Origin of the sequence: Billgrantia antri (assembly GCF_017868935.1) — a bacterium.
In the GTDB taxonomy this organism is placed as follows: Bacteria; Pseudomonadota; Gammaproteobacteria; order Pseudomonadales; family Halomonadaceae; genus Halomonas; species Halomonas antri.
Window position 1 is genome coordinate 3,843,434 of the sequence record NZ_CP053383.1, and the last position, 23,041, is coordinate 3,866,474.

At 65.7% G+C, this 23,041-nt stretch carries 22 protein-coding genes; 6 read left to right on the plus strand and 16 right to left on the minus strand.

Features of this window, described 5'->3' with window-relative positions; translation table 11 throughout:
• Nucleotides 1–11: 11 nt before the first annotated feature.
• Nucleotides 12–1,574, minus strand: a complete 1,563-nt coding sequence (locus tag HNO53_RS17770) for an FGGY-family carbohydrate kinase (RefSeq protein WP_209473934.1) — start codon at nt 1,572–1,574, stop codon at nt 12–14.
• Nucleotides 1,575–1,647: 73 nt separating this feature from the next.
• Entirely contained in the window at nt 1,648–2,619 is a 972-nt protein-coding gene (locus tag HNO53_RS17775) for a sugar-binding transcriptional regulator (RefSeq protein ID WP_209473936.1), read from the minus strand.
• Nucleotides 2,620–2,783: 164 nt separating this feature from the next.
• Here HNO53_RS17775 and HNO53_RS17780 point away from each other — a divergent pair, with 164 nt between their 5' ends.
• The gene (locus tag HNO53_RS17780) at nt 2,784–3,578 is read left to right on the plus strand and encodes a hydroxypyruvate isomerase family protein (protein ID WP_209473938.1); all 795 of its coding nucleotides are present in this window, start codon (nt 2,784–2,786) and stop codon (nt 3,576–3,578) included.
• A gap of 47 nt (nt 3,579–3,625) precedes the next feature.
• Nucleotides 3,626–4,399, plus strand: coding sequence for a triose-phosphate isomerase (locus HNO53_RS17785; protein ID WP_209473940.1), 774 nt, complete (start codon nt 3,626–3,628; stop codon nt 4,397–4,399).
• A 72-nt stretch (nt 4,400–4,471) separates the two neighbouring features.
• On the opposite strand, the gene malG is transcribed toward HNO53_RS17785, so the two are convergent.
• From malG to copM, 4 genes are all read right to left on the minus strand, one after another.
• A complete protein-coding gene (malG, locus tag HNO53_RS17790) occupies nt 4,472–5,362 on the minus strand; it encodes a maltose ABC transporter permease MalG (RefSeq protein ID WP_209473942.1) in 891 nt (296 codons plus the stop codon).
• Nucleotides 5,363–5,382: 20 nt separating this feature from the next.
• Nucleotides 5,383–6,996: a maltose ABC transporter permease MalF gene (malF, locus tag HNO53_RS17795; RefSeq protein ID WP_209473944.1), complete on the minus strand. Its 1,614-nt coding sequence runs from the start codon at nt 6,994–6,996 to the stop codon at nt 5,383–5,385.
• Nucleotides 6,997–7,058: 62 nt separating this feature from the next.
• Entirely contained in the window at nt 7,059–8,246 is a 1,188-nt protein-coding gene (gene malE, locus HNO53_RS17800) for a maltose/maltodextrin ABC transporter substrate-binding protein MalE (RefSeq protein WP_209473946.1), read from the minus strand.
• A 222-nt stretch (nt 8,247–8,468) separates the two neighbouring features.
• Entirely contained in the window at nt 8,469–9,032 is a 564-nt protein-coding gene (gene copM / locus HNO53_RS17805) for a CopM family metallochaperone (RefSeq protein ID WP_209473948.1), read from the minus strand.
• A 94-nt stretch (nt 9,033–9,126) separates the two neighbouring features.
• Here copM and HNO53_RS17810 point away from each other — a divergent pair, with 94 nt between their 5' ends.
• Nucleotides 9,127–9,576: an NfeD family protein gene (locus tag HNO53_RS17810; protein WP_209473949.1), complete on the plus strand. Its 450-nt coding sequence runs from the start codon at nt 9,127–9,129 to the stop codon at nt 9,574–9,576.
• Between the two features lie 75 nt (nt 9,577–9,651).
• Nucleotides 9,652–10,701 carry an SPFH domain-containing protein gene (locus HNO53_RS17815; protein WP_209473951.1) on the plus strand — a complete coding sequence of 350 codons (1,050 nt, stop codon included), beginning with the start codon at nt 9,652–9,654 and terminating at the stop codon, nt 10,699–10,701.
• Here the strand turns inward: HNO53_RS17815 and zapE are convergent.
• Complete coding sequence (gene zapE, locus HNO53_RS17820) at nt 10,698–11,834, minus strand: cell division protein ZapE (protein WP_209473953.1); 1,137 nt, start codon at nt 11,832–11,834, stop codon at nt 10,698–10,700. The genes HNO53_RS17815 and zapE overlap by 4 nt on opposite strands.
• Nucleotides 11,831–12,307, minus strand: coding sequence for a GNAT family N-acetyltransferase (locus HNO53_RS17825; RefSeq protein WP_209473955.1), 477 nt, complete (start codon nt 12,305–12,307; stop codon nt 11,831–11,833). The genes zapE and HNO53_RS17825 overlap by 4 nt, the downstream gene beginning before the upstream one ends.
• Before the next feature lie 167 nt (nt 12,308–12,474).
• Between HNO53_RS17825 and HNO53_RS17830 the strand changes: the two genes are divergently transcribed.
• A complete protein-coding gene (locus HNO53_RS17830; RefSeq protein ID WP_209473957.1) occupies nt 12,475–13,494 on the plus strand; it encodes an SDR family oxidoreductase in 1,020 nt (339 codons plus the stop codon).
• A 31-nt stretch (nt 13,495–13,525) separates the two neighbouring features.
• On the opposite strand, the gene astB is transcribed toward HNO53_RS17830, so the two are convergent.
• The 8 genes from astB to fabV form a co-directional block, all read right to left on the minus strand.
• Nucleotides 13,526–14,893 carry an N-succinylarginine dihydrolase gene (gene astB / locus HNO53_RS17835; RefSeq protein ID WP_209473959.1) on the minus strand — a complete coding sequence of 456 codons (1,368 nt, stop codon included), beginning with the start codon at nt 14,891–14,893 and terminating at the stop codon, nt 13,526–13,528.
• The gene (gene astD, locus HNO53_RS17840) at nt 14,890–16,359 is read right to left on the minus strand and encodes a succinylglutamate-semialdehyde dehydrogenase (RefSeq protein ID WP_209473961.1); all 1,470 of its coding nucleotides are present in this window, start codon (nt 16,357–16,359) and stop codon (nt 14,890–14,892) included. The genes astB and astD overlap by 4 nt, the downstream gene beginning before the upstream one ends.
• Nucleotides 16,356–17,402: an arginine N-succinyltransferase gene (gene astA, locus HNO53_RS17845; protein ID WP_209473963.1), complete on the minus strand. Its 1,047-nt coding sequence runs from the start codon at nt 17,400–17,402 to the stop codon at nt 16,356–16,358. Before astA ends, astD begins: the two co-directional genes overlap by 4 nt.
• Nucleotides 17,402–18,475 (minus strand): arginine N-succinyltransferase, encoded by a 1,074-nt coding sequence (locus HNO53_RS17850; RefSeq protein ID WP_209473965.1) that lies wholly within the window; start codon nt 18,473–18,475, stop codon nt 17,402–17,404. Before HNO53_RS17850 ends, astA begins: the two co-directional genes overlap by 1 nt.
• Before the next feature lie 53 nt (nt 18,476–18,528).
• Nucleotides 18,529–19,743 carry an aspartate aminotransferase family protein gene (locus HNO53_RS17855; RefSeq protein ID WP_209473967.1) on the minus strand — a complete coding sequence of 405 codons (1,215 nt, stop codon included), beginning with the start codon at nt 19,741–19,743 and terminating at the stop codon, nt 18,529–18,531.
• A gap of 150 nt (nt 19,744–19,893) precedes the next feature.
• Entirely contained in the window at nt 19,894–20,868 is a 975-nt protein-coding gene (locus HNO53_RS17860; protein ID WP_209473969.1) for a GlxA family transcriptional regulator, read from the minus strand.
• Between the two features lie 142 nt (nt 20,869–21,010).
• Complete coding sequence (locus HNO53_RS17865) at nt 21,011–21,220, minus strand: hypothetical protein (protein WP_209473971.1); 210 nt, start codon at nt 21,218–21,220, stop codon at nt 21,011–21,013.
• Between the two features lie 56 nt (nt 21,221–21,276).
• Entirely contained in the window at nt 21,277–22,473 is a 1,197-nt protein-coding gene (gene fabV, locus HNO53_RS17870) for an enoyl-ACP reductase FabV (RefSeq protein ID WP_209473973.1), read from the minus strand.
• A 163-nt stretch (nt 22,474–22,636) separates the two neighbouring features.
• Between fabV and HNO53_RS17875 the strand changes: the two genes are divergently transcribed.
• Nucleotides 22,637–23,029: a DUF7079 family protein gene (locus HNO53_RS17875; RefSeq protein ID WP_209473975.1), complete on the plus strand. Its 393-nt coding sequence runs from the start codon at nt 22,637–22,639 to the stop codon at nt 23,027–23,029.
• The last annotated feature ends 12 nt before the right edge of the window (nt 23,030–23,041 follow it).

Consider the following 23,041-nt stretch of genomic DNA (forward strand, 5'->3'; position numbering starts at 1 on the left):
CGTGGGCCGCTTCAGCGTTCGGCGATGACGCGCTCGAGATGGCGCCAGAAGCCGTCCGCGTTGGTATGAGAGCGCCGGTAAACCCCGAACAACCGTTCGTAGAGGTTATGCAAGGCGGGATCAGGCACCACGCACTCCTCGGCCAGGAAGGGGGTCACCCAGGTCTGGCAGGCCTCGGCCAGGTCGCGGTGGTGCCCCAGGCACAGGCTCGCCACCATGGCGGCGCCGGCCGCACCGGTTTCGCCCCGGGTCATGGTGCGAACCGGAACTCCCATCACCGAAGCGAGGATGGTGCACAGTGTCTTGCTCTGGGCGGCGCCGCCGGTCAGCCGCAGTTCCTCCGGATGAGCCTCCAGGGCGTGGTAGCAGTCGCGGGCGGCGAAGGCAACGCCCTCGTAGATGGCCCGCGCCATGTGCAGATGGTTGACCTCGGTGGAAAGTCCCAGGAACTGGGCCCGGGCACGGGGATTGAAGAAAGGACCACGTTCGCCGTTGGTACAGATGAAGGGGTGATAGACCACCCGCCCCGGTTCGGTAGTGGCCAGCGCCGCATCGAGCCGTGGCAGCAAACCTGCGGCAGTCAGCGGCGCTTCGCCCAACGCCTCGAGCATCTGGTTGAGCCCCTTGATAAACCACTCCAGGTTGAGCGTGGCAGCCATATTGGAGCACAGCTGGACCCAGGTACCGGGCGCGACACAGGGCATGGTGTAGCAGGACTGGTTACTGAGCACGATGTCGCGCGAGTCCTCACGTACGCACAGGTGTGCCCCGGTGGTACCGATGATGCTGCAGGCCACCCGCTTGCCTGGCTCGTAGACACCGGCACCGAGGGCAGTGGCCAGCATGTCGACCGGCGCCAGCACCACCGGTGTGCCTTCGGCCACGCCGATCTTCCGGGCCACCTCGACGCAGAGGTCGCCATGTTCACGACTACCGTCGAGAATCCGTGGCAGCCGCTTGCGGTGTTCGGCCAGACCGAACTGCTCGAGCACCTCGTCCGAGTAGTCGCCGCTACGGAAGTCACCGTAGGTCCATAGCGCCTCGGCCGGGTCGGTGGCACGATCACCGGTCAGGCAGAAATACAGCCAGTCCTTGCAGTGAAAGATGGTGGCCGCTGCAGCGACGCGTTCGGGATCGTGACGATCGAGCCAGCTTAGCTGGCCGCTCTGGACCGACTGGTTGAGCCCGGTCCCCGTGCGACGATAGACCTCTGGACCGATACTGGTCGCCCGCCAATGGGACACGATGTCGCTGGCGCGGCTGTCGAGCCACAGCAGGGCATCACCCACGGGATGGCCCCGGTCGTCGATCATCCAGGTACCGTCGCCCTGGCCGGTCACCGCGATGGCAGCGAGTCGTGCAGCGAGCGCCGGATGCTCGGCAAACAGGTTCTTGAGCGTGGTCCAGGCGGCCTCCCAGGTTCCCGAAAGGCTCTGCTCGACACCGCCATCGGGGCGGGTCTCGAGCCGATTTTCGCACTGGGTCTTGGCCAGTTCCCGGCCCTGGCGATCGAAAGCCACCGCCTTGATCACCGAGGTGCCGGCATCCAGACCGACGATCACGTCATCCGGCATGGGCGTGTCTCCTGATTGTTGTCGTTGTTCTATTGGTTTTCGTTGTCTTGATGGCGTGGGCTGCTACGCCTCGTTAGTCGAGCAGAGCGAGCACCTGGCGAGCGACGATCTCGTCGGTGATCAACCCCTTGAGCAGCCCACTGCGCAAGACCGAGAGGGTGGCGTGTACCTTCTCTTCGCCACCGGCCACGGCAACGATGTTGTGCTCACGTAACTGCTCCAGACTCAGCCCCAGGGTGCGACCGTTGATCTCGCAATCCACCTGATGACCACGGGCATCCAGGAATTGACCCAGCAGTTCCGCCTCGGCGCCGGCTTCGTGAAGCCGGCGGGAATCCTCGGCATCGATTTCCCCGAGTTCCATGAGCAGGGAATGCCCTTGGGACGGTACGGCCCCCAGCCCCACCATGGTCAGGTCGGCCGACACCGCGATGTTGATCACGTCATGGACACTGCGTTGCTCCATCAGCACCCGCTTGTGCTCCGCGGTGTCGGCAAACAGTGGCACCGGCAGCAGGTACCCTTCGCCCCCTGTCTTGTCGACCAGGCGATGAATGACGTCATAGGGGTTCAGGGCCATCTTGCGAACGACACTTCCCAGTACGGGGACCATCTTCAGGTCGGGGTAGTCCATCTGCGGAAGACGGTTGACCATCTCCGACAAACTCCGCCCCCAACCCAGTCCCAGCACCTCGACGTCCTTGGCATCCAGACGACTCTTCAGATAATGGGCGGCAGCCGTCCCCAGGTTGGCGAACGGGTTGACCCCTTCCTCAGATGGGATGGCAGGCACCACGGAACAAACCTCGAGGTTCATGCGCTGCTTCAGCTCGTCTTCCAGTTTCAGCAAGTCCTCGGGAGACCCCTGAATGAAGACCTTGACCGCTCCCATGTCATGAGCCAAGGCGATCAGCCGGTGCACCTTCATCCTCGACACCATCAGACGATCGGCGATCTCGGCCTGGGTATAACCGCCAACATACGAAAGCCATGCCGCGCGCAGGGCCAGATCCTTTTCGCCATGGCTCGATTGGTTGTTCTTCATCGTTCGCTTCCGCTTTGAAATTTTTTTCATGCACTGTTAAAAATAACGCTAGTGAACAATTTTTGGGCTGTCAACCGGTTTTCCCCACCTCCCCGTCCCCGTGAAATGGCGGTTCGTACTGCCGTCTTCCTTAGGCCCGACCACAACAACACTGGAGAACCAACATGCTAAAGCTCGCCACCAACCTGACGTTCATGTTCACCGAGGTGCCCTTCCTAGAACGTTTTGCCCGCGCCAAGGCGGCAGGAATTCGACACATCGAATTCCATAACCCTTACCCGTTCTGTGAAAGGCCCGAGCGGATTCGCGATGCTGCCACCGAGGCCGACGTCGAAATCGTGCACTTCAACCTGCCGGGCGGAGATTGGGAGGCGGGGGAACGTGGTATCGCCGTCTTGCCTGAACGAGTCAACGAGTTTCGCGAAGGCGTGGATGCCACCATCGACATCGCCGAACAGCTCGGCTGCACGCAACTCAACTGCCCGCTCGGCTACCCGCGCGACGACCTGTCCGAGGAGATGCAGCACAGGACGCTGGTCGACAACTTGCGTCATGCGGCCGAAGCCACGGCACAGGCCGGTATCCGGCTGATGGTGGAACCGCTCAATCCGATCACCCACCCCGGCTATCCGCTGGTGAACACCGCTCAGGCGGCAGCTCTTCTGGACACCATCGAACACCCCAACCTGCTGATCCAGTACGACTTCTATCAAATGCAGCGCTCGGAAGGTGAGCTGATCGAGACGGTCCGTCGCTACAACGAGCGTATCGGCTTCATTCAACTGGCGGATAACCCCGGACGGCATGAGCCGGGGACCGGCGAGATCAACTACCGCTTCCTGTTCGCCGAGCTCGAGCGCATGGGCTTCGATCGCTACGTCTCGTTGGAGTACATCCCCAGCGGCACGACGGAAGACTCATTGCACTGGATCCGGGATTACGGCATCCGGCACGACTGAGCCGAGCACCCCTTTCCCCACCAACAACCGCACCACAGGAGCACGCCATGACGACGCCGTTCTGGGTAGGCACCAGTTGGAAGATGAACAAGACATTGGGCGAAGCAGCCCACTATGCGCAGGCCCTGCGGGGGGACGACCGGTTTCGGGACGGACGCCTGCAGGGCTTCGTGATTCCTCCCTTTACCGCCCTGCACCACGTCTGCCAGACACTGATCGATGAACCTGTGATGGTTGGTGCCCAGAACATGCATTGGGCCGAACGAGGCGCGTTCACCGGCGAGATTTCACCGCTGATGGTCAAGGATTGCGGCGCCACTATCGTGGAGCTGGGGCATTCCGAGCGCCGCGAATACTTCAATGAGTCCGATGCGGCGATCAACCTCAAGGTCAAGGCTGCTCTGGCCCACGGGCTGCACCCGTTGATCTGTGTTGGCGAAACAGCCGAGGAGAAATGCCTGGGAGTGGCCGCTGACACCGTGATCCGACAATGTCGCATCGCCCTCAGCGACGTCGGCGAAGAGGATCTGGACAAGATACTGATCGCCTACGAACCGGTATGGGCCATCGGCGAACATGGCACGCCAGCCACCGCCGACGACGCCGGCTGGATTCATCGCCGTATCCACGAGGCGCTGCCGACGACGCCCCAGGGCACGACCATCCCGGTGCTCTACGGTGGCAGCGTCAACCTCGACAACTGCGCCGACTTCGCCGCGCTACCGGAGGTAGCCGGTCTCTTCATTGGACGCTCCGCCTGGCAGCCCGAAGGCTTGCTGGCCATTGCTGAGCGAGTGGTAACTGCCCGCTTTGGTGACTGAACACAGCGTGAAGGATGATCACAAAACCCCGGCCAAGGCCGGGGCAAAACGCGTCGCACAGGACGAGGAAAATCAACCCTTCACGCCCCCCGCGGTTAGCCCACCGATGATCCAGCGCTGGCAAATCAGAAAGGCAATGGTAATCGGCAGGCCGGAGAGTACCGCCGCGGCGGCGAAGTTGCCCCAGCGCTGGTTGTGGTCGGCCAGGTACTGCTGGGCGCCGACGGCCAGGGTCAGCTTGTGCTCGTCGACCAGCAGCACCGAGGCCATGGGGTACTCCATGATGCTCATGACGAAGGCGAGGATGAATACCACCATCAGGATCGGCAGCGACAGCGGCAGCAGGATATAGCGGAACGCCTGCCAGGTGCTGGCGCCATCGACCATGGCAGCCTCTTCCAGCGAGCCGTCGATGGATTCGAAGTAGCCCTTGATGGTCCAGATATGCAGCGCCACCGCTCCCAGCGAGGCGACGATCAGCGCGCCGTGGGTGTTGATGCCGAGCCAGCCGACGAACTGCCCCAGACGGTCGAACAGGGCATAGAGCGCCACCAGCGAGAGCACCGCCGGGAACATCTGGAAGATCAGCATGCCCTTGAGGATCGGCCCCTTGCCGGCGAAGCGCATGCGGGCGAAGGCGTAGGCGCTGGTGGTCGAAAGCAGCACGATCAGCAGCGACGAAACGAGTGCCACCTTGACCGAGTTCCACAGCCACAGCAGCACCGGGAACGGTGGCTGCACCACGCTGCCGTCGGTGCGCTCCCAGGGGATGCCCAGTGCCAGCGCCCAGTGCTCCAGCGAGAAGTTCTCGGGAATCAGGCTGCCGGTGGCGAAGTTGCCCTCGCGAAAGGAGATCGAGATCACCAACAGCAGCGGAAACAGAATCAGCGTGAGAAAGCCGCACAGGCTGAGATGGGCCCCCAGCTTGCGTAAACGGATCGAACGCGGTTGAACCATGGCCATGACGATTCTCCTGTAACCGATCAGACCCTGACCTTGGCCAGGCGCAGGTTGAGCAGCGCCAGCCCCGCCACCAGCACGAAGATCAGCGTGGCGATGGCGGCGGCCAGGCCGAAGTTCTGCCCCGCGTCCTGGAAGGCGATGCGGTAGGTGTAGCTCACCAGCAGGTCGGTGGTGCCCGCCGGGGTGCTGGCACCGAGAATGTCGGGGTTGCCCCCGGTGAGCAGGGCGATCAGCACGAAATTGTTGAAATTGAAGGCGAAGCAGGCGATCAGCAGCGGTGTGAGCGGCTTGATGATCAGCGGTAGGGTGATCTGGAACAGGTTGGTGAGCGGGCCGCCACCATCCACCGCCGAGGCCTCGTAGAGATCCTTGGGGATGGACTGGATCAGCCCCATGCACAGCAGCAGCATGTAGGGGTAGCCGAGCCAGGTGTTGACGATCAGCAGCATGCTGCGCGCCAGCCAGGGGTCGGTGAACCAACTGGGACGTACGCCGAACAGGGCGTCGAGGATCAGGTTTATTTCGCCGAAGTGCTGGTTGAACATGCCCTTGAAGATCAGGATCGAGATGAACGCCGGGACCGCGTAGGGCAGTATCAGCAAGGTGCGGTAGAGCGCCTTGCCGCGCAGCTGGTCCCACTGCAGCAGCGAGGCGAGCACGAAGCCGACCATCAGAGTGAACAGCACCGTGAGCCCGGCAAAGGCGAAGGTCCAGACGAAGATCTGAATGAAGGGCCCGCGGATGTCGGGGTCGAGAAAGATTTTCGCGTAGTTGTCCAGCCCCACCGCCACCGGCCAGCCCGGGGTGATGCGTTCACCGGTATCTGTGACGAAAAAACCGGTCTCGTGATCGGCGGTCAGCAGGAGATCGTCGCGGCGGTCGTACAGACTGTCGTCATTGCGCACTTCATAGCGATCGAGCATGGGCGCGAAATGGCGCAGCCCGACCATGCGCAGCTCCAACCCATCGGGGGTGGTCAGCACCAGGTTCTGCAAGGCATCGCGCTTGGCGACCACCTCGCGCATGGCCAAGGACTCGCCGGCCGGCTCGCCTCCGGGGTGGATCTGCACATGGCGCTGCCCCTCACCCTCAAGCGCAATCGGCCCCGTGGTAAACCGTGTCACGCCACGCAGCGCTGCCTCGGCCTGAGCCTTTCCCGCGTCCACCGCCTCGCCCGAATCGCCCTCGCGCTCCAGAAAGAGCCGAACGCCCGCCTCGGTGCGGTAGAGCTGAAAACCGAAGGTGGCGCTCTCCTCCTGATAGGTACGCGAGAGCAGTTGGGAGCGCACCCGCTCCTCGCTGAGCAGGTTGCTGGAGCTGTAGTTGCTGAAGCTGATGCCGACGGTGTAGAGCAGCGGAAAGATGACGAACAGAGCCATGCCGGCCACGGCGGGAAAGATATAGCGATGACTCATCAGCCGGCGCCGGCTGAAGACCACCCCCAGCGCGGCGCCGAGCATCAGGAAAAGCAGCGCAAAGATCGGCTGGCCGTGGAGGTGGAAGGCCAGCACCAGCCAGAGAGTGGCCAGCACGACGAGAGCGACCAGCGCGCGCAGCGACCAGCGGCTATAGCGCTCGGCAGGGTAGCGAGAGCGGTGCCGGGGCAACCCCCGGGAGGCATTGGTGGTGTACATGGGTAGCGTCCTGCGCCGGGCCGGCGGTATTGGCCGCCGGCCGGGCTTCGAGCGAGGTGGGCTTACTGGCGCATGCGGCGGGCCGCGGCGTCCAGCGCTTCGCGAGGCGACTGACGACCGCTGCCGATGTTCTGCAATGCCGGCTCCATGGCGGCCCAGAAGGCGCCCATCTCGGGAATGTTGGGCATCGGCATGCCCAGCTCGGCATTCTCCAGGGTGGCGGCGATGTTGGGGTCGCGCTCCAGCTCCTGCTGGTAGCCGATGTGGGCCACCGCGCCCAGGGTGCCGTCGCTGTTGAAGGTGCGCATGCCCGCCTCATTGAGCAGGTAGTTCTCGAGGAACTCGACGGCCAGGAAGTCGTTGGGCGAGGCGCTGTTGATCATCGCCGTCATCACGCCGAACATCGGCTTGGCGCGCTCCTCGCCGACCCTGGGCAGCAGCGCCACGCCGTAGTCGATGCCGCTGCGCTCGAGATTGCTCCAGGCCCAGGGGCCGCTGATCATGGCTGCCACCTCGCCGCGGTTGAAGCGCGTGTCCATGATGCTGTAGTTGGTACCGCGCGGCAGCACGCCGCTCTCGATCAGCTCCGCCAGTTGCTCGGCGCCCTGGATGGCGCCCTCGTTGTTGACGCCGATATCGGCAACATCGAAGCCCTCCTCGGTCTGGCGGAAGGGGAAGCCACCGTTGGCGGCCAGCAGCGTCCAGCCATAGTAGGGTTCGCCGTAGTCGAACAGGATCGCCTTCTTGCCCTGCTCGGCGAGCTCGGCATCCAGCGCCGCAAGCTCGGCGAAGCTCTCCGGCGGTGTTTCGACCAGCGCCTTGTTGTAGATCAGCCCCAACGCCTCTACCGATATGGGGTAGCCGTAGTGCTCGCCGTTCCACAGGCTGGCGTCCCAGGTGAAGTCGAAGTAGCGCTCGCGGAAATCCGCGGAGGGCGAGACGGGGGCCAGCAGCCCGCTCTGGGCCCACTCGCCGGTGCGGTCGTGGGCCCAGATCACGATGTCCGGCCCCTGGCCGCTGCCGGCGGCCTGCTGGAAGCGGTCGGTGAGGTTGTCGGGGTTGACGATGTCGACGGCAATGCCGGTGTCGTCGGTGAACTGGCTCGCCACCTCGCGGATGCCGTCGTAGCCCTTGTTGTCGCCCATCCAGATCGTCAACCGATCATCGTCGAAGGCGTAGGCGGAAAAGGCCAGGCCGCTGCCGAGCGCGGCCAGCAGGGTGACGCTCACAGCATGGCGTGTCCAAGGCATGAGAGAACCTCCGGGTTGTTGTTATCGATGCCGCTGCCGTTGCGGCACGGCGAAAAGAACTCGCCTAGGCTCGCCAATCGCGGCGCAGGCGTCCTCCTCCCCGGGGGGCGTAGCGATGGCGTATGGGTGGGGCGTAGGAAAAAGGGCGGGTAGGAATCGGCGGCATGAGAGACATGCCGCCGGCGGGTTCAACGCGAACCGGACGCTGTCACACGCTGACCCTCATTCGGCTTCGTCGTCGCCGTTCCGGGCCAGCCAGTCGCGCAGGAAGGCGATCTCGGCTTCCTGGGCCTCGATGACCTCTCGCGCCAGGTCGCGGATGGCGTCGTCCTCGCCATGCTCCAGCGCCACGCGGGCCATGTCGATGGCACCCTGATGGTGGACAATCATGCCACGGGCGAAGTCGACGTCGGCGTCACCGCTGAACTCCGTCAGCATGTCGGCGTGCATGCGCGCGGCTGTGTCGCGATAGGCCTGTACGGCCGGATTGTCGGCGTGCTCATCCTCTTCAGGCTCGGCGGCAGGCTCGTCGTGCCCCGCATGGTCACCCTCTATGTTCGCCTCTCCGGCCCCCGCCTGTTGCTTATCGTCCTCGGCTACCGCTGCGCTGTCATCTAGTTCGCCCTGCTCCTGCTGTGTCTCAACCTGCTCAGGTGCGGCCTGTTCGATCCGCTCCTGCGCCTGGGCTTCCTCTTCCGTTGCCGGAGCGGGGGTCGCCAGCACAGCGCCACCGGCCAGGACGAGGGCCGCCGCCGAGAAATGGCGAGTTACCAGGGTGTGCAGCATGGCGCTCTCCTATACCATGGGATTACGTTGTAACATGGTGTTGCGCAGGTCCTGCAATTGCGCGACAGGGATACTCTTCATTAGCGAGACTACCATGGACTGGCACCCCGCCCTCATCTGGCTAGCCATCGCCCTGTTGCTGGGCCTGGCGGAACTCACCTCCGGTGTTCTGGTACTGCTGTCACTGGGTGTCGCCGCCGCCCTTACCTCGGCCGTCGCGGTACTGGGGCTGACACTTCCCTGGCAACTGCTGGCCATGGGCGTGTTCTCGGGCATTCTGCTCCCGCTCTCGGTCAAGGTGATCCGCCCGTGGTTCTCTCCCAGCGGGGTGGCCTACGGCACCACCGGCACCGGCGTGGAGCAGGGACACACCTTTACCACCCTCAAGCGCGACTTCGACGACGCCAGCGGGATCAAGATCAATGGCGACTTCTATCGCCTGCGCGTGGCCGAGACCGGCGCCACCGAACTCGCGGCAGGCACTCTGGTGACCTTCGAGCGCTTCGACGGCACCACCGCCATCGTCAGCCGGGTGACGTCTTAGCGCGCTCAGGCACTACCTTCGCGGGGTCGCTGAGCGGCCCCGCCTCTTACGCAACCGCAAGGAGTGAAAGCGAACATGGACCTCCCGATCAACCCGGGGCTGCTGCTGGCCCTGATCGTCGTCGTCATCGGTATCCTGATTATCGCCAAGGGACTGGTTATCGTGCGCCAGTCGGAGGTGATGGTGATCGAGCGCCTGGGGTCGTTCAACCGGCTGCTGGAGAGCGGCATCAACATCATCATCCCGTTCATCGAGCAGCCCCGCGCCATCACCATGATCCGCTACCAGAAGCGCGGCGAGGAGTTCTTCCCGGTGACCACCAGCGAGGTGCGCATCGACCGCCGCGAGACGGTGATGGACTTTCCCGGCCAGCCGGTGGTCACCACCGACAACGTCACCGTGCGCATCAACGGCGCGCTCTACTTCCAGATCATCGACCCGCGCCGCTCCGTCTACGAGGTGGAGAACATGAGTCAGGCGGTGGAGGTATTGGCCAAGACCACGTTGCGTTCGGTGGTGGGCAAGATGGAGCTCGACAAGCTGTTCGAGTCGCGCGCCGAGGTCAACAACGAGATCCAGGCCGCCATGGAGGAGCCGGCTTCCAAATGGGGCGTAAAGATCTCGCGGGTCGAGGTGCAGGACATCGCCATGCCCGAGGAGGTCGAGGAAGCCATGCGCCTGCAGATGGCCGCCGAGCGCAAGCGCCGCGCCACCGTGACGGAGGCCGAGGGCGAGAAGGCCGCCGCCATCGCCAAGGCCCAGGGCCAGCGCGAATCGGCGATCCTCAACGCCCAGGGCGACAAGGAGTCGGCCATCCTGCGCGCCCAGGGCGAACAGGAGTCGATCAAGCTGGTACTGAGCGCCATCGGCGACAGCGACGAGCACAAGCGCACCGTGGTGGGCTACCTGCTCGGCCAGAGCTACATCAAGGCGCTGCCGACCATGGCCCAGGAGGGCGAGCGGGTGTTCGTGCCCTACGAATCCTCCGCCCTGCTCGGCTCCATGGGCATGTTCCGCGAAATGGCCGGCTCACCCGAAGACAGCGTGGCGCAGCACCTGCGCGGCGGCGAGCGCCAGAGCGGCCTGCGCGGCGGTATCGTCGGCGGGGCGGGCAACGCCAGCTAGGCAACAGCACCAAACCTCGCCAACTGCATTTCGCGCAGGCGGCTGAGGGTGCGTCGGAAGGCGAATTCCAGATAGCCATGGGCGTAGAGTTCGTCCATGGCGACCTCGGCTTCGATATGGAGCGGCACACGGCGGTCGTAGCACTCGTCGACCAGGGCGATGAAGCGGCGCACGCCATCGTCGCGCCGCGACAGCGGCGGCAGCTCCCGCTCTCCGGCTTCGATGCGCTCGGCCCCGTCCTCGGTGCCGCGAGCGATTCGTCCCACCGAAGCCGCATCGCTCAGGCGCGGCACTTCGCTGAGCAGGACATGGTCGAATTCGTCGGCCAGCGCGATGAAGTCAAGCGCCGCCAGCGGTTGCTCGCACAGCTCGGCGTAGCGACACCACACCACGCGCTCGCTGCGCCGCTCCACCGCGATGCGTCGATGTCCCAGCTCGATGGGCTCGGCGCTGGTCGGCTGATCCCCACTCAGGCGCTCGAATACGGCCGCCAGTGCGCTCGGCTGGTCGGCTTCCGCCACCCAGTAGCGCCGGCACGCCCGACCGGGGTGCAGACGATGGTCGAAGCCACCATCCAGTTCCACCACTTCCATGTTGCGTTCGATGGCGGCGATCGCGGGCAGGAAACGCTCGCGATTGAAGCCGTCGGCATAGAGCCGGTTCGGTGCCTGGTTGGAGGTGCATACCAGCACCACGCCGTGATCGAACAGCGCCTGCAGCAGGCGCCCGAGCAGCATGGCATCGGCGATGTCGCTGACGAACAGCTCATCGAGACACAGCACACGCACTTCCGAAGCAAGTTCCCTCGCCAGCGCCGTGAGGGGGTCGGCAGTACCGCCAAGCTGGAACTGACGCTGGTGCACCCAGCGCATGAAGTGGTGGTAGTGCAGGCGACGGGCGGGCACGTCGAGATGCCGATGAAAGCCATCCATCAGCCAGGTCTTGCCGCGCCCTACCGGGCCCCAGAGATAAACGCCGGCGATCGCGCGACGACCCACTGAGGCAGCTTCGTCGTGCAGCGCATGGAAACAGGCATCGAGCCGATTGGCCGCCGCACGCTGGGCCTCGTCCGGGGCGAAGCCGTGACGCTCCACCGCCTCGCGGTAAAGTCCAAGGGGCGTGGCTACCGTCATGCCTTGAGCTGGCGCAGCATGATGGTGACCTCTTCACCGCGGTAGCTCAGCTCCTCGTGGTCACGCCAGCCGAGCCGACGGTAGAGCGCCTGCTGGTCGGGGGTGAACAGATAGAACCGATGCACGCCGCAGTCGGTGGCTTCCTGCTCGACCCGCCGGACCAACGTCGAGGCGATGCCTTGCCCACGCCACTCCGGCAGCACGAACACCGAGGCCAGCCAGGGCGTGAGTTCGCGGCGGCTGTCCATGTCCTCGGACAATAGCGCCGCAGTCCCCACCGGCTGATCGCCTTCCATGGCCACGAACACCGACGGCACGCCGCCGTCGCCGCATTCCCGGCGCAAGGCCTCGCGCCAGGTGTCGGCCGCATAGCCGGGGTTGAGGTGTCCCCACTCGGCGAAGGTCCAGCTCGCCACGGTGGCGACATGATCCGAGTCGGGGCTCAGGCGTACGATAGTGATGGGTTGGTTCATGCGCATTCCTATTGCTGAACAACGGGCGGCACCCGCTGCGGGGGTTTCGTCGAGCGTTCGCCATCGTTCTCCGCTGCGCTTTGGCAGATGGCACAGAGCTTCTATCCTGAGACGAGATCGACCGATGAACGCCATGGCGCACTGGGTGCGCAGGCAAGGAGAGCATTATGGCATTGCAATTGAAGCAACTCGAAGATCAGACCCTCGTCATCACCGGTGCCACCAGCGGCATCGGCTTGGCCACCGCCCGACTGGCTGCCGATCGCGGCGCTCATCTGGTCGTCGCCGCCCGCGATGAGAGCGCCTTGCAGACGCTGGTGGAAGAGCTACACCAGCGTGGTGCAGATGCGGCATACGTGGTGGCTGACATCGGCGACCCCAAGCAGGTCCACGATATTGCCGAAACCGCCATCCATCACTTCGGCGGCTTCGATACCTGGATCAACAATGCCGGGGTTTCGCTGTTCGGCTACCTGACCGACCAGCCCCTCGAGGATCAGCGGCGCCTGTTCGAGACCGATTTCTGGGGTGTCGTCCACGGCTCGCTGGAGGCCGCCCGCCATCTGGGCATGCGCGCCGAGCGGCACGGCGGTGCGATCATCAACCTCGGATCGGTGGTCTCGGATCGCGCCATCCCGCTGCAAGGCATGTACTCGGCCTCGAAGCATGCGGTCAAGGGCTTCACCGATGCGCTGCGCATGGAACTCGAGGCGCTGGGAGCACCGGTATCGATCACCCTGGTCAAGCCCGGCAGTATCGCCACTCCCTTCCCGCACCACGCCGGCAACCATATGGACGTCGAACCCACTCTGCCACCGCCCCTCTACGAGCCGAGCGTGGTGGCCGAGGCCATTCTGCACTGCGCCGAGCATCCGCGGCGCGACATCCGAGTGGGCGGCGCCAGCCAAGGCATCGCACTGCTGGGCCAACTGGCACCGAGACTGGCCGATCGCGTCATGGAACGCAGCATGATCCGCCAGCAGCAAACGAACCGTCCGCCCCAGCACGTCGGCGGCCTGCACCGGCCCGCGCCGGGCGTCTGGCAGCGAGCCGAGTACGGTCACCGGGTCGCCAGCAGGAGTCGTTATACCCAGGCGGCGATGCATCCGGCGCTGACTGCCACAGCCATCGTCGGTGCCGTGCTCGGCGTCGCGGCCCTCACCGGTTCGGCGCGCCGCAAGCGTTAGTAATTCCCGGCAAGCGCTCTTGGTGGGTGGACTACCCCAGCTGGAACGGGTAAACCGAGCCGATCTCGAGGAGGCGCGTCAGCTCGTCCAGCGCGGTGAGGGTCTCGTCGGCCAACTGCGGGTCGGCGAGGTCGTCGGGCGCCAGCCGGTCGCGGTAGTGACGCTCGACCCACGCGGTCAGCTCGTCGTGCAGGGTATCGGTGAGCAGTACCCGTCCGGTCAGCGCGGCACGCTCCTCGGCGGAGAGCACTACCCGCAGGCGCAGGCAGGCGGGGCCGCCGCCGTTGCGCATGCTCTGCTTGACGTCCTTGACGATCACCTCACCGATGGGATTGTGACCGGCCAGCAGCAGGTCCTGGATAGTGCGCCACACCGCCTCGCGCTCTTGGCACTCGCCGGGAACCACCAGGGTCATGCTGCCGTCGGGGTTGCTCAGTAGCTGCGAATTGAACAGGTAGGAGGCCACGGCGTCTTCCATGCTCACCGCCTCGCTGGGCACCCGCACCGGAATCAGCGGCGTCGACATCTTGCTGCGCAGCTCATCGAGGGTGGCCTGCTCGTCGAGGAAGGCCATCTCGTGGTAGAGCAGCACCGGTCCGTTGCCCACCGCGATGACGTCGTTGTGGAATACACCGGCGTCGATGGCATCGGGATGCTGCTGGGCGAAGACCGTCTGCGCCGTTGCCAGACCGTGCTGGCGGGCCACCGCCTGGCTCGCTTCCAGGGTCTGGCGTGCGGGAAAGCGCTGGGGCTCGCGACTCTCGCCAGGGCCGCTGCCGAAGGCCTGGCGACCGTAGACGTAGAGGTGCACGCCGGGCTCACCGTGCTCACCACACAGCCGGGTGTGATTGGCCGCGCCCTCGTCGGAGAAGGCGGGGGTGGCCGGCAGCACCGGATGATGAGCGAAGTGGGCCTCGTGGCGGAAGATCGCCGCCAGCACGCGGCCGGTGGTTTCCGGTTCCAGGAAGCGATGGAAGCTCGACTGCAGATTGGCCGGGGTGAAGTGCACCCGGCCGTCCGGCGCGTCGCGGCTGGGTGTCACCGTGCCGGCGTTGGCCGTCCACATGCTGGAGGCCGAACACACCGCACGCAGCACCTGCGGCGCGTCTTTGGCCGCCCGCGCCAGCACCTCGCGGTTGCTGCCGGTGAAGCCGAGCGAGCGCAGCGCACCGAGGTCGGGGCGCTGCTGGGGCGGCAGCACGCCCTGAGCGTAGCCGGCGTCCATCAGCGACTTCATCTTGGCCAGACCCTGCAGCGCCGCCTCGCGGGGATTGGAGACCAGACCGCCGTGACGCATCGAGGCCACGTTGCCATGGGCCAGGCCCGAGTAGTTGTGGGTCGGACCCACCAGGCCGTCGAAATTGACTTCCCGGTAGTCGGCGTGCGTCGTCTGGCTCATAACACCACTCCCGGCGGCAGGTTGTCGGGCAAGCTGAGGGTTTCGGCCTCCATCGAGGCTACCGGATAGGCGCAGTAGTCCGCCGCGTAATAGGCACTGGGACGGTGGTTGCCGCTGATGCCCACGCCGCCGAAGGGTGCGTCGCCGGAGGCGCCAGTGGTCTGGCGGTTCCAGTTGACGATGCCGGCACGGATGCGCAGCAGGAAGTCGTCCCAATCGGTGCGCTCGCCGCCAATCAAGCCGGCGGCCAGCCCGTAGCGGGTATCGTTGGCGAGCCGCAGGGCCTCGTTCCAGTCATGGTAGCGATAGACCTTGAGCAGCGGACCGAAGTGCTCCTCGTCGGGCACGTCGAGACCGGTGACATCGATAAGTCCCGGTGAGAGCAGGCTGGTGCCTTCCTGCAGGCACTCCATGCGCGCCAGTACCACGCCGCCCAGTGCCTCCAGCTCCTCCTGGGCCTTGAGCAGGCCTTGTGCCGCCTCCGGGCTGACCAGGCCGCCGTAGAACGGCGCCGGCTCCTCGAACTGCCCCGCCACCCGCAGGCGGGCGATGGCGTCGACCAGTGCATCGAGCAGGTGGTCGCCGACCTGGCCCTCGGGCACGATCAGGCGCCGGGCACAGGTGCAACGCTGCCCACCGGAGAGGAAGGCCGATTGCAGGATAGTGAGCACCGCGGCGTCCTGGTCGTGCACATCCTTGACCACCAGCGGGTTGTTGCCGCCGAGCTCCAGCGCCAGGATCTTCTCCATCTGGTCGGCGAACTGGCGATTGAGCAGACCACCCACGCGGGCGCTGCCGGTGAACAGCAGCCCGTCTATGCCCGGGTGCGAGGAGAGCACCTGGCCTACCGGCGCCGCACCCTGTACCAGGTTGATCACCCCCGCGGGCAGGCCCGCCTGCTGCCAGCACTGCAGGGTCAGATCGGCGGTCAGCGGGGTCTGCTCGCTGGGCTTGAACACCACCGTGTTGCCCGCCAGCAGCGCCGGCACCATGTGACCGTTGGGCAGGTGACCGGGGAAGTTGTAGGGACCGAACACCGCCATCACGCCATGCGGGCGATGGCGCAGCACGGCGGTGGTATCGCCGACGTCGCGGCTGCGCTCGCCGGTACGCTCCTGATAAGCGCGCGCCGAGATCGCCACCTTGCCGATCATGGCGCCCACCTCAGTGCGGGCTTCCCACAGCGGCTTGCCGGTCTCGGCGGCGATGGCGCGGGCCAGATCCTCGCGGTGGGTCTCCAGCCGCTCGCGGAAACGCTCCACCACGCTCAGGCGTTCGGCGAATCCGAGCCGGGCCCAGCCCGGAAAGGCGCCGCGGGCGGCCTCTACCGCCTCGGCCACCTGACTGTCGCCGGCCGCCGCGCCCTGCCACAGGGTCTCGCCGGAGACCGGGTCGCGCTTGGTGAAGGAGGTCGCCTCGCCCGGCTGCCAGGTGCCGCCGATCATCAGCTGTTGCATCGCTTTCATGAAATCTCCTCGGTATCCAGTACGCGCAGCGCATCGCCGGCCGTCACGCCCAGGCGCTGTGCCTCCGCCTCGCTCAGGGTGAGGGTGCCCTCCCCGTCGGGGCCGTGGGCCACCCAGGCGGCACGAAAATCGGCCATCACGGTGCTCGCCGCCAGCCAGCGCGGGCGTGAGGGGGGCGGCTCGTCGCTGGCACGGATCTCGACCCGGCAACGGCGCGACTTGCGCACCGCGCGCACGTCATCGATGTAGGCCTCCACCGTCGGACCGCCGTCGAAGATGTCGATGAAGCCCTCCCAGCGCAGCCCCTCCTGCTTGAGCATGGCCAGCGCCGGGCGGGTGTCGCGGTGGACCTGGCCGATGCAGGCCCGTGCCTCATCGGAAAGAAACGGCGTGTAGATCGGGAACTTGGGCATCAACTCGCCGATGAAGCTCTTCTGCCCCAGCCCGGTGAGGCGGTCGGCCTCGTCGAAGTCCATGGGAAAGAAGTGGCTGCCCAGGCACTCCCAGAAAGGGCTCTTGCCGCGCTCGTCGAACACCCCGCGCATCTCGGCCAGCACCTTGTCGGGGAACTGGTCGCGGAACTCGGCCATGAACAGCCAGCGCATCATCGACAGCAGCGCACCGTTGCGCTGGTGCGCGCGCGCCTTGCCGCGAAAGCCGGGACGCAAGAACAGCGAGGCCACCTCGGCATCGCCGGTGTGATCAGAGCTGAGGAACAGGGTGTCGATGGTGCGATGCAGGTCGAGCTGTACCGACGAGTGGGCCAGCGTGCCCACGCGATAGTGATAGAACGGCACCTCGCGCCCCACCTGGCCTTCTATCGCACAGCAGCCGGCCAGCTCACCGCTGTCCTCGTCTTCCAGCACGAAGAAGTAGTTGCGCCGGTCGGACGGGGTGCGCTGCTCGAAGGCGGCAACCGCGGCGGTGATCTTGTCGCTGAGGAACTCACGGTTGTCGGGCAGCGAGGTGAAGCCGACCCCGGTTTCGCGGGCGATCTTCTGCAGTTCGTCCAGGTCGCCCTCGGCAATCGGTCGAATACGCATCACAGCTCTCCCTCGTCGAAACCCGCTTCATCCTCGCCGTTGGACGGCAGCGCCAGCGGCGCGGCGAGTACCGCCCGCCCCTCCTCCACGCCGAGCAGCTCGGCGTGCTCCGGGGAGAGCATCAACTGGCCGGTGGGCGACAGCGCATAGCGCGCCACCACGCAGCGGAAGTCGGCCAGGCGCTGGTTGGCGATCATCGCCGGCTCGGCGTCCGGCAGCGCATGGGCCGGCCGCACCCGTACCGGATGCCAGGCGGCACGGCGGAAGGTTTGCAGGCGGTCGCGCTCGCCCTTGATCACCGGACCGGCGTCGAACAGGTCGACGTGGCGCGAGCGCATGAAGCCCTCGGCCAGCATCTCGGCCATGGCCGCCTCGTGGGCGGGGTGCTCGCGGCCGATGGCGGCGCGCGCCTGGGGGGTGAGCAGCGCCAGGTAGAGCGGAAACTGCGGCATCACCTCGGCGATGAAGCTCTTCGAGCGCACCCCGGCGAGATAGTTGATGTCGTGGTAGTCGCGCACGAAGAAGTGGCGCCCAACGCTGTTCCAGAACGGCGACTCGCCCTGCTCGTCGAGATAGCCTGGAAAGGCCATCGCCAGCACCTCGGCGAAACGCTCCGGGTACTGGGCAATGAACATCAGCCGCGCGCGGCGCAGCAGGCTCTCGGCGCTGGTGCCGCGGTAGCGCGGGTCCAGCGACAGCGCACACAGCTGGGTGGTCTCGGAGACCTCGTGGGAGAGCGACAGGGTCTGCACCTCGCGACGTACGTTGAGCTGCTGCGAGGCGTGGATCAGCGTCTCCTGGCGGTAGGTGTAGTAGGCCTCCCGCGCGCCGGCCTCGGCGCGCAGGGTGGCGGTACCCACCACCTCATCGCGCTCGAGATCCTCGAGCACGAAGGTGTAGTGCTCGTCGCCGGGGAAGTCCACCTCGCGCCCGAACGACTGCCGCGAGCGGGCAATGCGCTCCTCGAGGCGGTCGCGATGCGCCGGCAGGTTGGTCAGGCTCGGCGTGGCCAAGCCCGCCAGCCGCTCCAGGGCCGGCAGGTCGGCCGGCCGAACGGGGCGTACGACCATCATGGCGGGATCTCCTGGTCGATTGGCGGTGGCGTGTTGCATGGCTCGGCCAGCTTTCACTTGGCTGCCACCATCCGCTCGATGGCACGCTCCAGCCGCGCCATGCCCTCGGCGATGTCGGCCTCGGGGATCACCAGCGAGGGGGCCATGCGCAGCACGTTGGGGCCGGCGATCAGGGCCATCACGCCCTCCTCGATGGCCAGCGGCAGGATGTCCTTGGCCCGGCCCTCGTACTCGGGCGTCATCTCGGCGCCGATCAGCAGACCCATGCCACGGATCTCCTTGAACACGCCGTGCTTGCGGTTGATCGCCTCGAGGTGCTCGCGGAACAGGTCGTGGCGCTGCTTGACCCCGTTGAGGACTTCGGGCGTGTCGATATGTTCGACGGCCGCCAGAGCCACGGCCGAGGCCAGCGCGTTGCCGCCGTAGGTGGAGCCGTGAGTGCCGATGCCCAGCGCCGGGGCGACCCGGTCGGTGGTCAGCATGGCGCCGATGGGGAAGCCGCCGCCCAGCGCCTTGGCACTGGTGAGGATGTCCGGCTCGATGCCGTACTCCATGTAGGCGTAGAGCGAGCCGGTCCGCCCCACGCCGGTCTGCACCTCGTCGAAGATCAACAGCGCGTCGTGGGCATCGCACAGGTCACGCAGCCCCTGCAGGAACTCCTGGGTGGCCGGCATGATGCCGCCCTCACCCTGCATCGGCTCGACCATCACCGCACAGGTGTCGTCATTGATCAGCTCGCGCACGCTGTCGAGGTTGTTGAATTCACCGTGGACGATACCGCCCGGGACCGGACCGAAGCCCTGGGAGTACTTGGGCTGCCCCCCGACGCTGACGGTGAAGAAGGTGCGGCCATGGAAGGACTGGCGGAACGACACGATGCGATGCTTGTGCTCGCCGAAGTTGTCGTGGGCCCAGCGCCGCGCCAGCTTGAGCGCCGCCTCGTTGGCCTCGCCGCCGGAGGAGCAGAAGTAGGCCTTGTCGGCGAAGGTGCGCTCCACCAGGGTCTTGGCCAGCTTGAGCGAGGGCTCGTTGGTGTAGACGTTGGAGAGGTGCCAAAGTTTATTGCCCTGCTCGGTGAGCGCCTCGACCAGTACCGGATGGCAGTGACCCAGGGAGTTCACGGCGATACCGCCGGCGAAATCGATGTATTCACGCCCCTCCTGGTCCCAAAGACGGCTGCCCTCGCCGCGCACCGGAATGACTTTCTGCGGAGAGTAGTTCGGCACCATGTACCGGTCGAAGTCGGCGCGGGTCGGGGTATGGCTCATCTCGGTCTCCATTCGTGCAAGAGGAATTAGCAACGCAACGATGTCACTCGAGTATAAGGAGCCAGGCCGGCGCCGGCTTTCAGCAATGAGACCCCGATTTGTATAAAAGGGCTGTCGCCTTGAGGAAAGACACGCTGCGAACCCGGCCCGTCAAAGGCGCTCTTCGCGTGGGGTCACGCCGAAGTGGTTGCGGTAGGCGGTAGAGAAGTGGGCGGGTGAGGAGAAGCCCGTTTTCATGGCGATCTCGCCGGCGGGCAGGTCGCTCTCGCGCAGCAGGCGCCGTGCTTCCTTCAGGCGCAGGTCGAGGTAGTAGCGTCCCGGCACGGCCTGCAGGTACTTCTTGAACAGCCGCTCGAGCTGACGGCGCGAGATGCCGAGATGCTCGGCCAATTCATGGGTAGTCAGCGGCTCCTCGATGTTGGCCTCCATCAGCATCACGGCGTCCACCAGCGGTGCCGGAGCGTGCCCCAGACGGGCACGCAGCGGCACCTGCTGCGGCTCATCGGCCATGCGCACGCGCTCCAGCACGAAGTGCTCGGAGACGCGCTCGGCCAGTTCGCTGCCATGGTGGGACGCGATCAGCGTCATCATCATGTCCATCGCCGCGGTGCCGCCGCCGCAGGTGAGCCGATCGCGGTCGATCTCGAACAGCTGCTGGGTGAGACGCACACGAGGGAAGTCGCGGGTGAAAGCGGCGAAACGCTGCCACGGGAGCGTGGCCCGATAGCCATCCAGCACACCGGCACGGGCCAGCAGTTCGGTTCCCCCACCGACCCCCACCAATACCACACCGCTGCGCCCGAGCAGGCGCAACTGGCCAGTCAGGACGCTCTCGTGGGTGGCTGGCAACGGGCTCGGGGCGCAGACGATCAGCATGTCCAGTTCGATCGATGCCAGTTCGAAGGGCGTGCAGGCCGCCTGGCTGATATCGGCCATGCTGACGACCTCGCCGCCCTCGGGCGTGAACGCCTGGAGTCGATACAGCCGCTGACCGGTCAGTTGGTTGACCACCATCAACGGCTCGAGTGCGCAGGCCTGGGCCAAGAGCGAAAAGCCCGGTAGCGTCAGTACGCCGACCCAGCGGGTCTTGGCCAAGCGAGAAGGGACGGTGGGGGTGTGAGGCATTGCGCAGCGCCATGTGCCGGAGCGAAGCAGAAATGGTACTCGATCGGCCGCGTTGGCAATACCATGCACGTGGCCCGCCCCGGCCGCAGGCACCGTCCCGCCATGGGGACAGCCCAGGCCTGGGCGAACCGATGACAGCGGATCAGCCCGCGATCTTAGGGAGCAACACGAAAAGCAGGAAGCCGGCCACCAGAATCGCTACCCCCAGCACCAGCCAGTGCCAGCCCTTGGCCGGTCGCTTGGCCTCGGGCTGCTCGGCGTCGGGCTCAGGGTGCGCAAAATCCTCGGGCAGCTTCTCCTCCTTGAGGTGTTGCTTCTTCTCCTCCGCTGTCTTGCTCTCCCGGGTATCCATGGGGCATCTCCTTTGACGCTGGATTCGCCCGCCATGGATCGTGCCCTATGGCGGGCCTATAACGTCACGACATCGAAGCTGACATCCGGGTTCACATCGGCCTCGTAGTCGACATCATCGCGTTCGAACCCGAACAGCTTCAGAAACTCGTGCTTGTACCCAGCATAGTCGGTGATCTGGAACAGGTTCTCGCTGGTCACCTGGGGCCACAGCTCCTGGCACGCCTGCTGCACGTCGTCACGCAGCTCCCAGTCGTCCAGGCGCACCCGACCCGCTTCGTCGGTCGTCATTTCCCCGCCATAGAGCCGTTCGTCGAACAGCCGGTTGAGCTGCTCGATGGTGCCCTCGTGCAAGCCCTTCTCCTTCATGATCCGATAGGACATAGCGATGTAGAGTGGCATGACGGGGATGGCGGCGCTGGCCTGGGTCACCACCGACTTGAGCACCACCACGTTGGCGCCGCCGCCGGAGCTGTTGAGCCGCTCGTCGATCTCGCCGGCCGCCCGGTCTAGATCCTCCTTGGCCTTGCCCAGCGCGCCGTGCCAATAGATCGGCCAGGTAATCTCGGTGCCGATATAGCTGAACGCCACGCTACGGGCCCCCGGAGCAAGAACGCCGGCCTTGTCCAGGGCTTCGATCCATAGCTCCCAGTCCTCGCCGCCCATCACCGCAATGGTATCCTCGACTTCCTGCTCGGTGGCGGGCTCGACCTCGGCCTCGATGATGGTGTCCTTGTTGGTGTCGATGGCGGTGGCACGATAGGTCTCGCCGATCGGCTTGAGCACTGAGCGCTTGACCTCGCCCGAGTCGGGCAGCCTGCGCACCGGCGAAGCCAGCGAGTAGATCACCAGGTCGACCTGACCCAAGTCCTGCTTGATCATCTCGATGGCCTTGTCGCGAGCCTCGTGGGAGAAGGCATCGCCGTTGATCGACTTGCTGTAGAGCCCTTCGGCCTTGGCGAACTTGTCGAAGGCGGCGGCGTTGTACCAGCCGGCGGTGCCGGGCTTCTTCTCGCTGCCGGGCTTCTCGAAGAACACGCCCAGGGTGTCGGCACCGTAGCCGAACGCCGCGGTGATACGCGCCGCCAGACCGTAGCCGCTGGAGGCGCCGACCACCAGCACCTTCTTCGGTCCGTTGGCCTTGTCGAACTGACGGGCGCGGGTTGCCTCGATCTGCTCGAGGACGTTCTTCTCGCAGCCGACCGGGTGGGTAGTGGTACAGATGAAACCGCGGACCTTGGGTTTGATGATCACGACAGACCTCGTTATTGGTGTTGCAGCGCCGCCCAGGGCGCCGAATCGGTACGAATGAGCAGTGGCGACATTCTAGCGGCCATGCTGGCGTCTGTCCGCACTTGAGCGACAATGCCACCTGGGGCACGATGCTACCCGGCAACGCCATGGCAGGAGGTGAGGTATGAACGCGCAGGCGCTGGTGGACGAACGCGGCGAGCTGTGGCTGGCACTGGCCCCGCTGTGGCTGGAACGCGAACCCAGCGAGAGCGACTTCGCGCATATGGTGGAGGTCATTCAGCGTCAGGACCTGACGCTGCGCGAGCTGGAATGGATCTTCCGCCTGGAGCTTGCCCCGGTACTGGTGCGTAACCAGGTGTCGATCGCCGGCCAGTGGCGCAACTTCGACGACTATCGGTTGATGCAGCAACTGGTCGCCCACAACCTGCGCCTCAAGGGGTGGCGGCGCAAGACCTGGGCGCTGTTCTCGGGGCTGACCACGATGATGACGCGGCACCGCTGGAACGAGCTGATGATGCGCGTGATGATGGCGCGGGGGGAGTCGCCTCACACCTGAATCGGTTTTGTC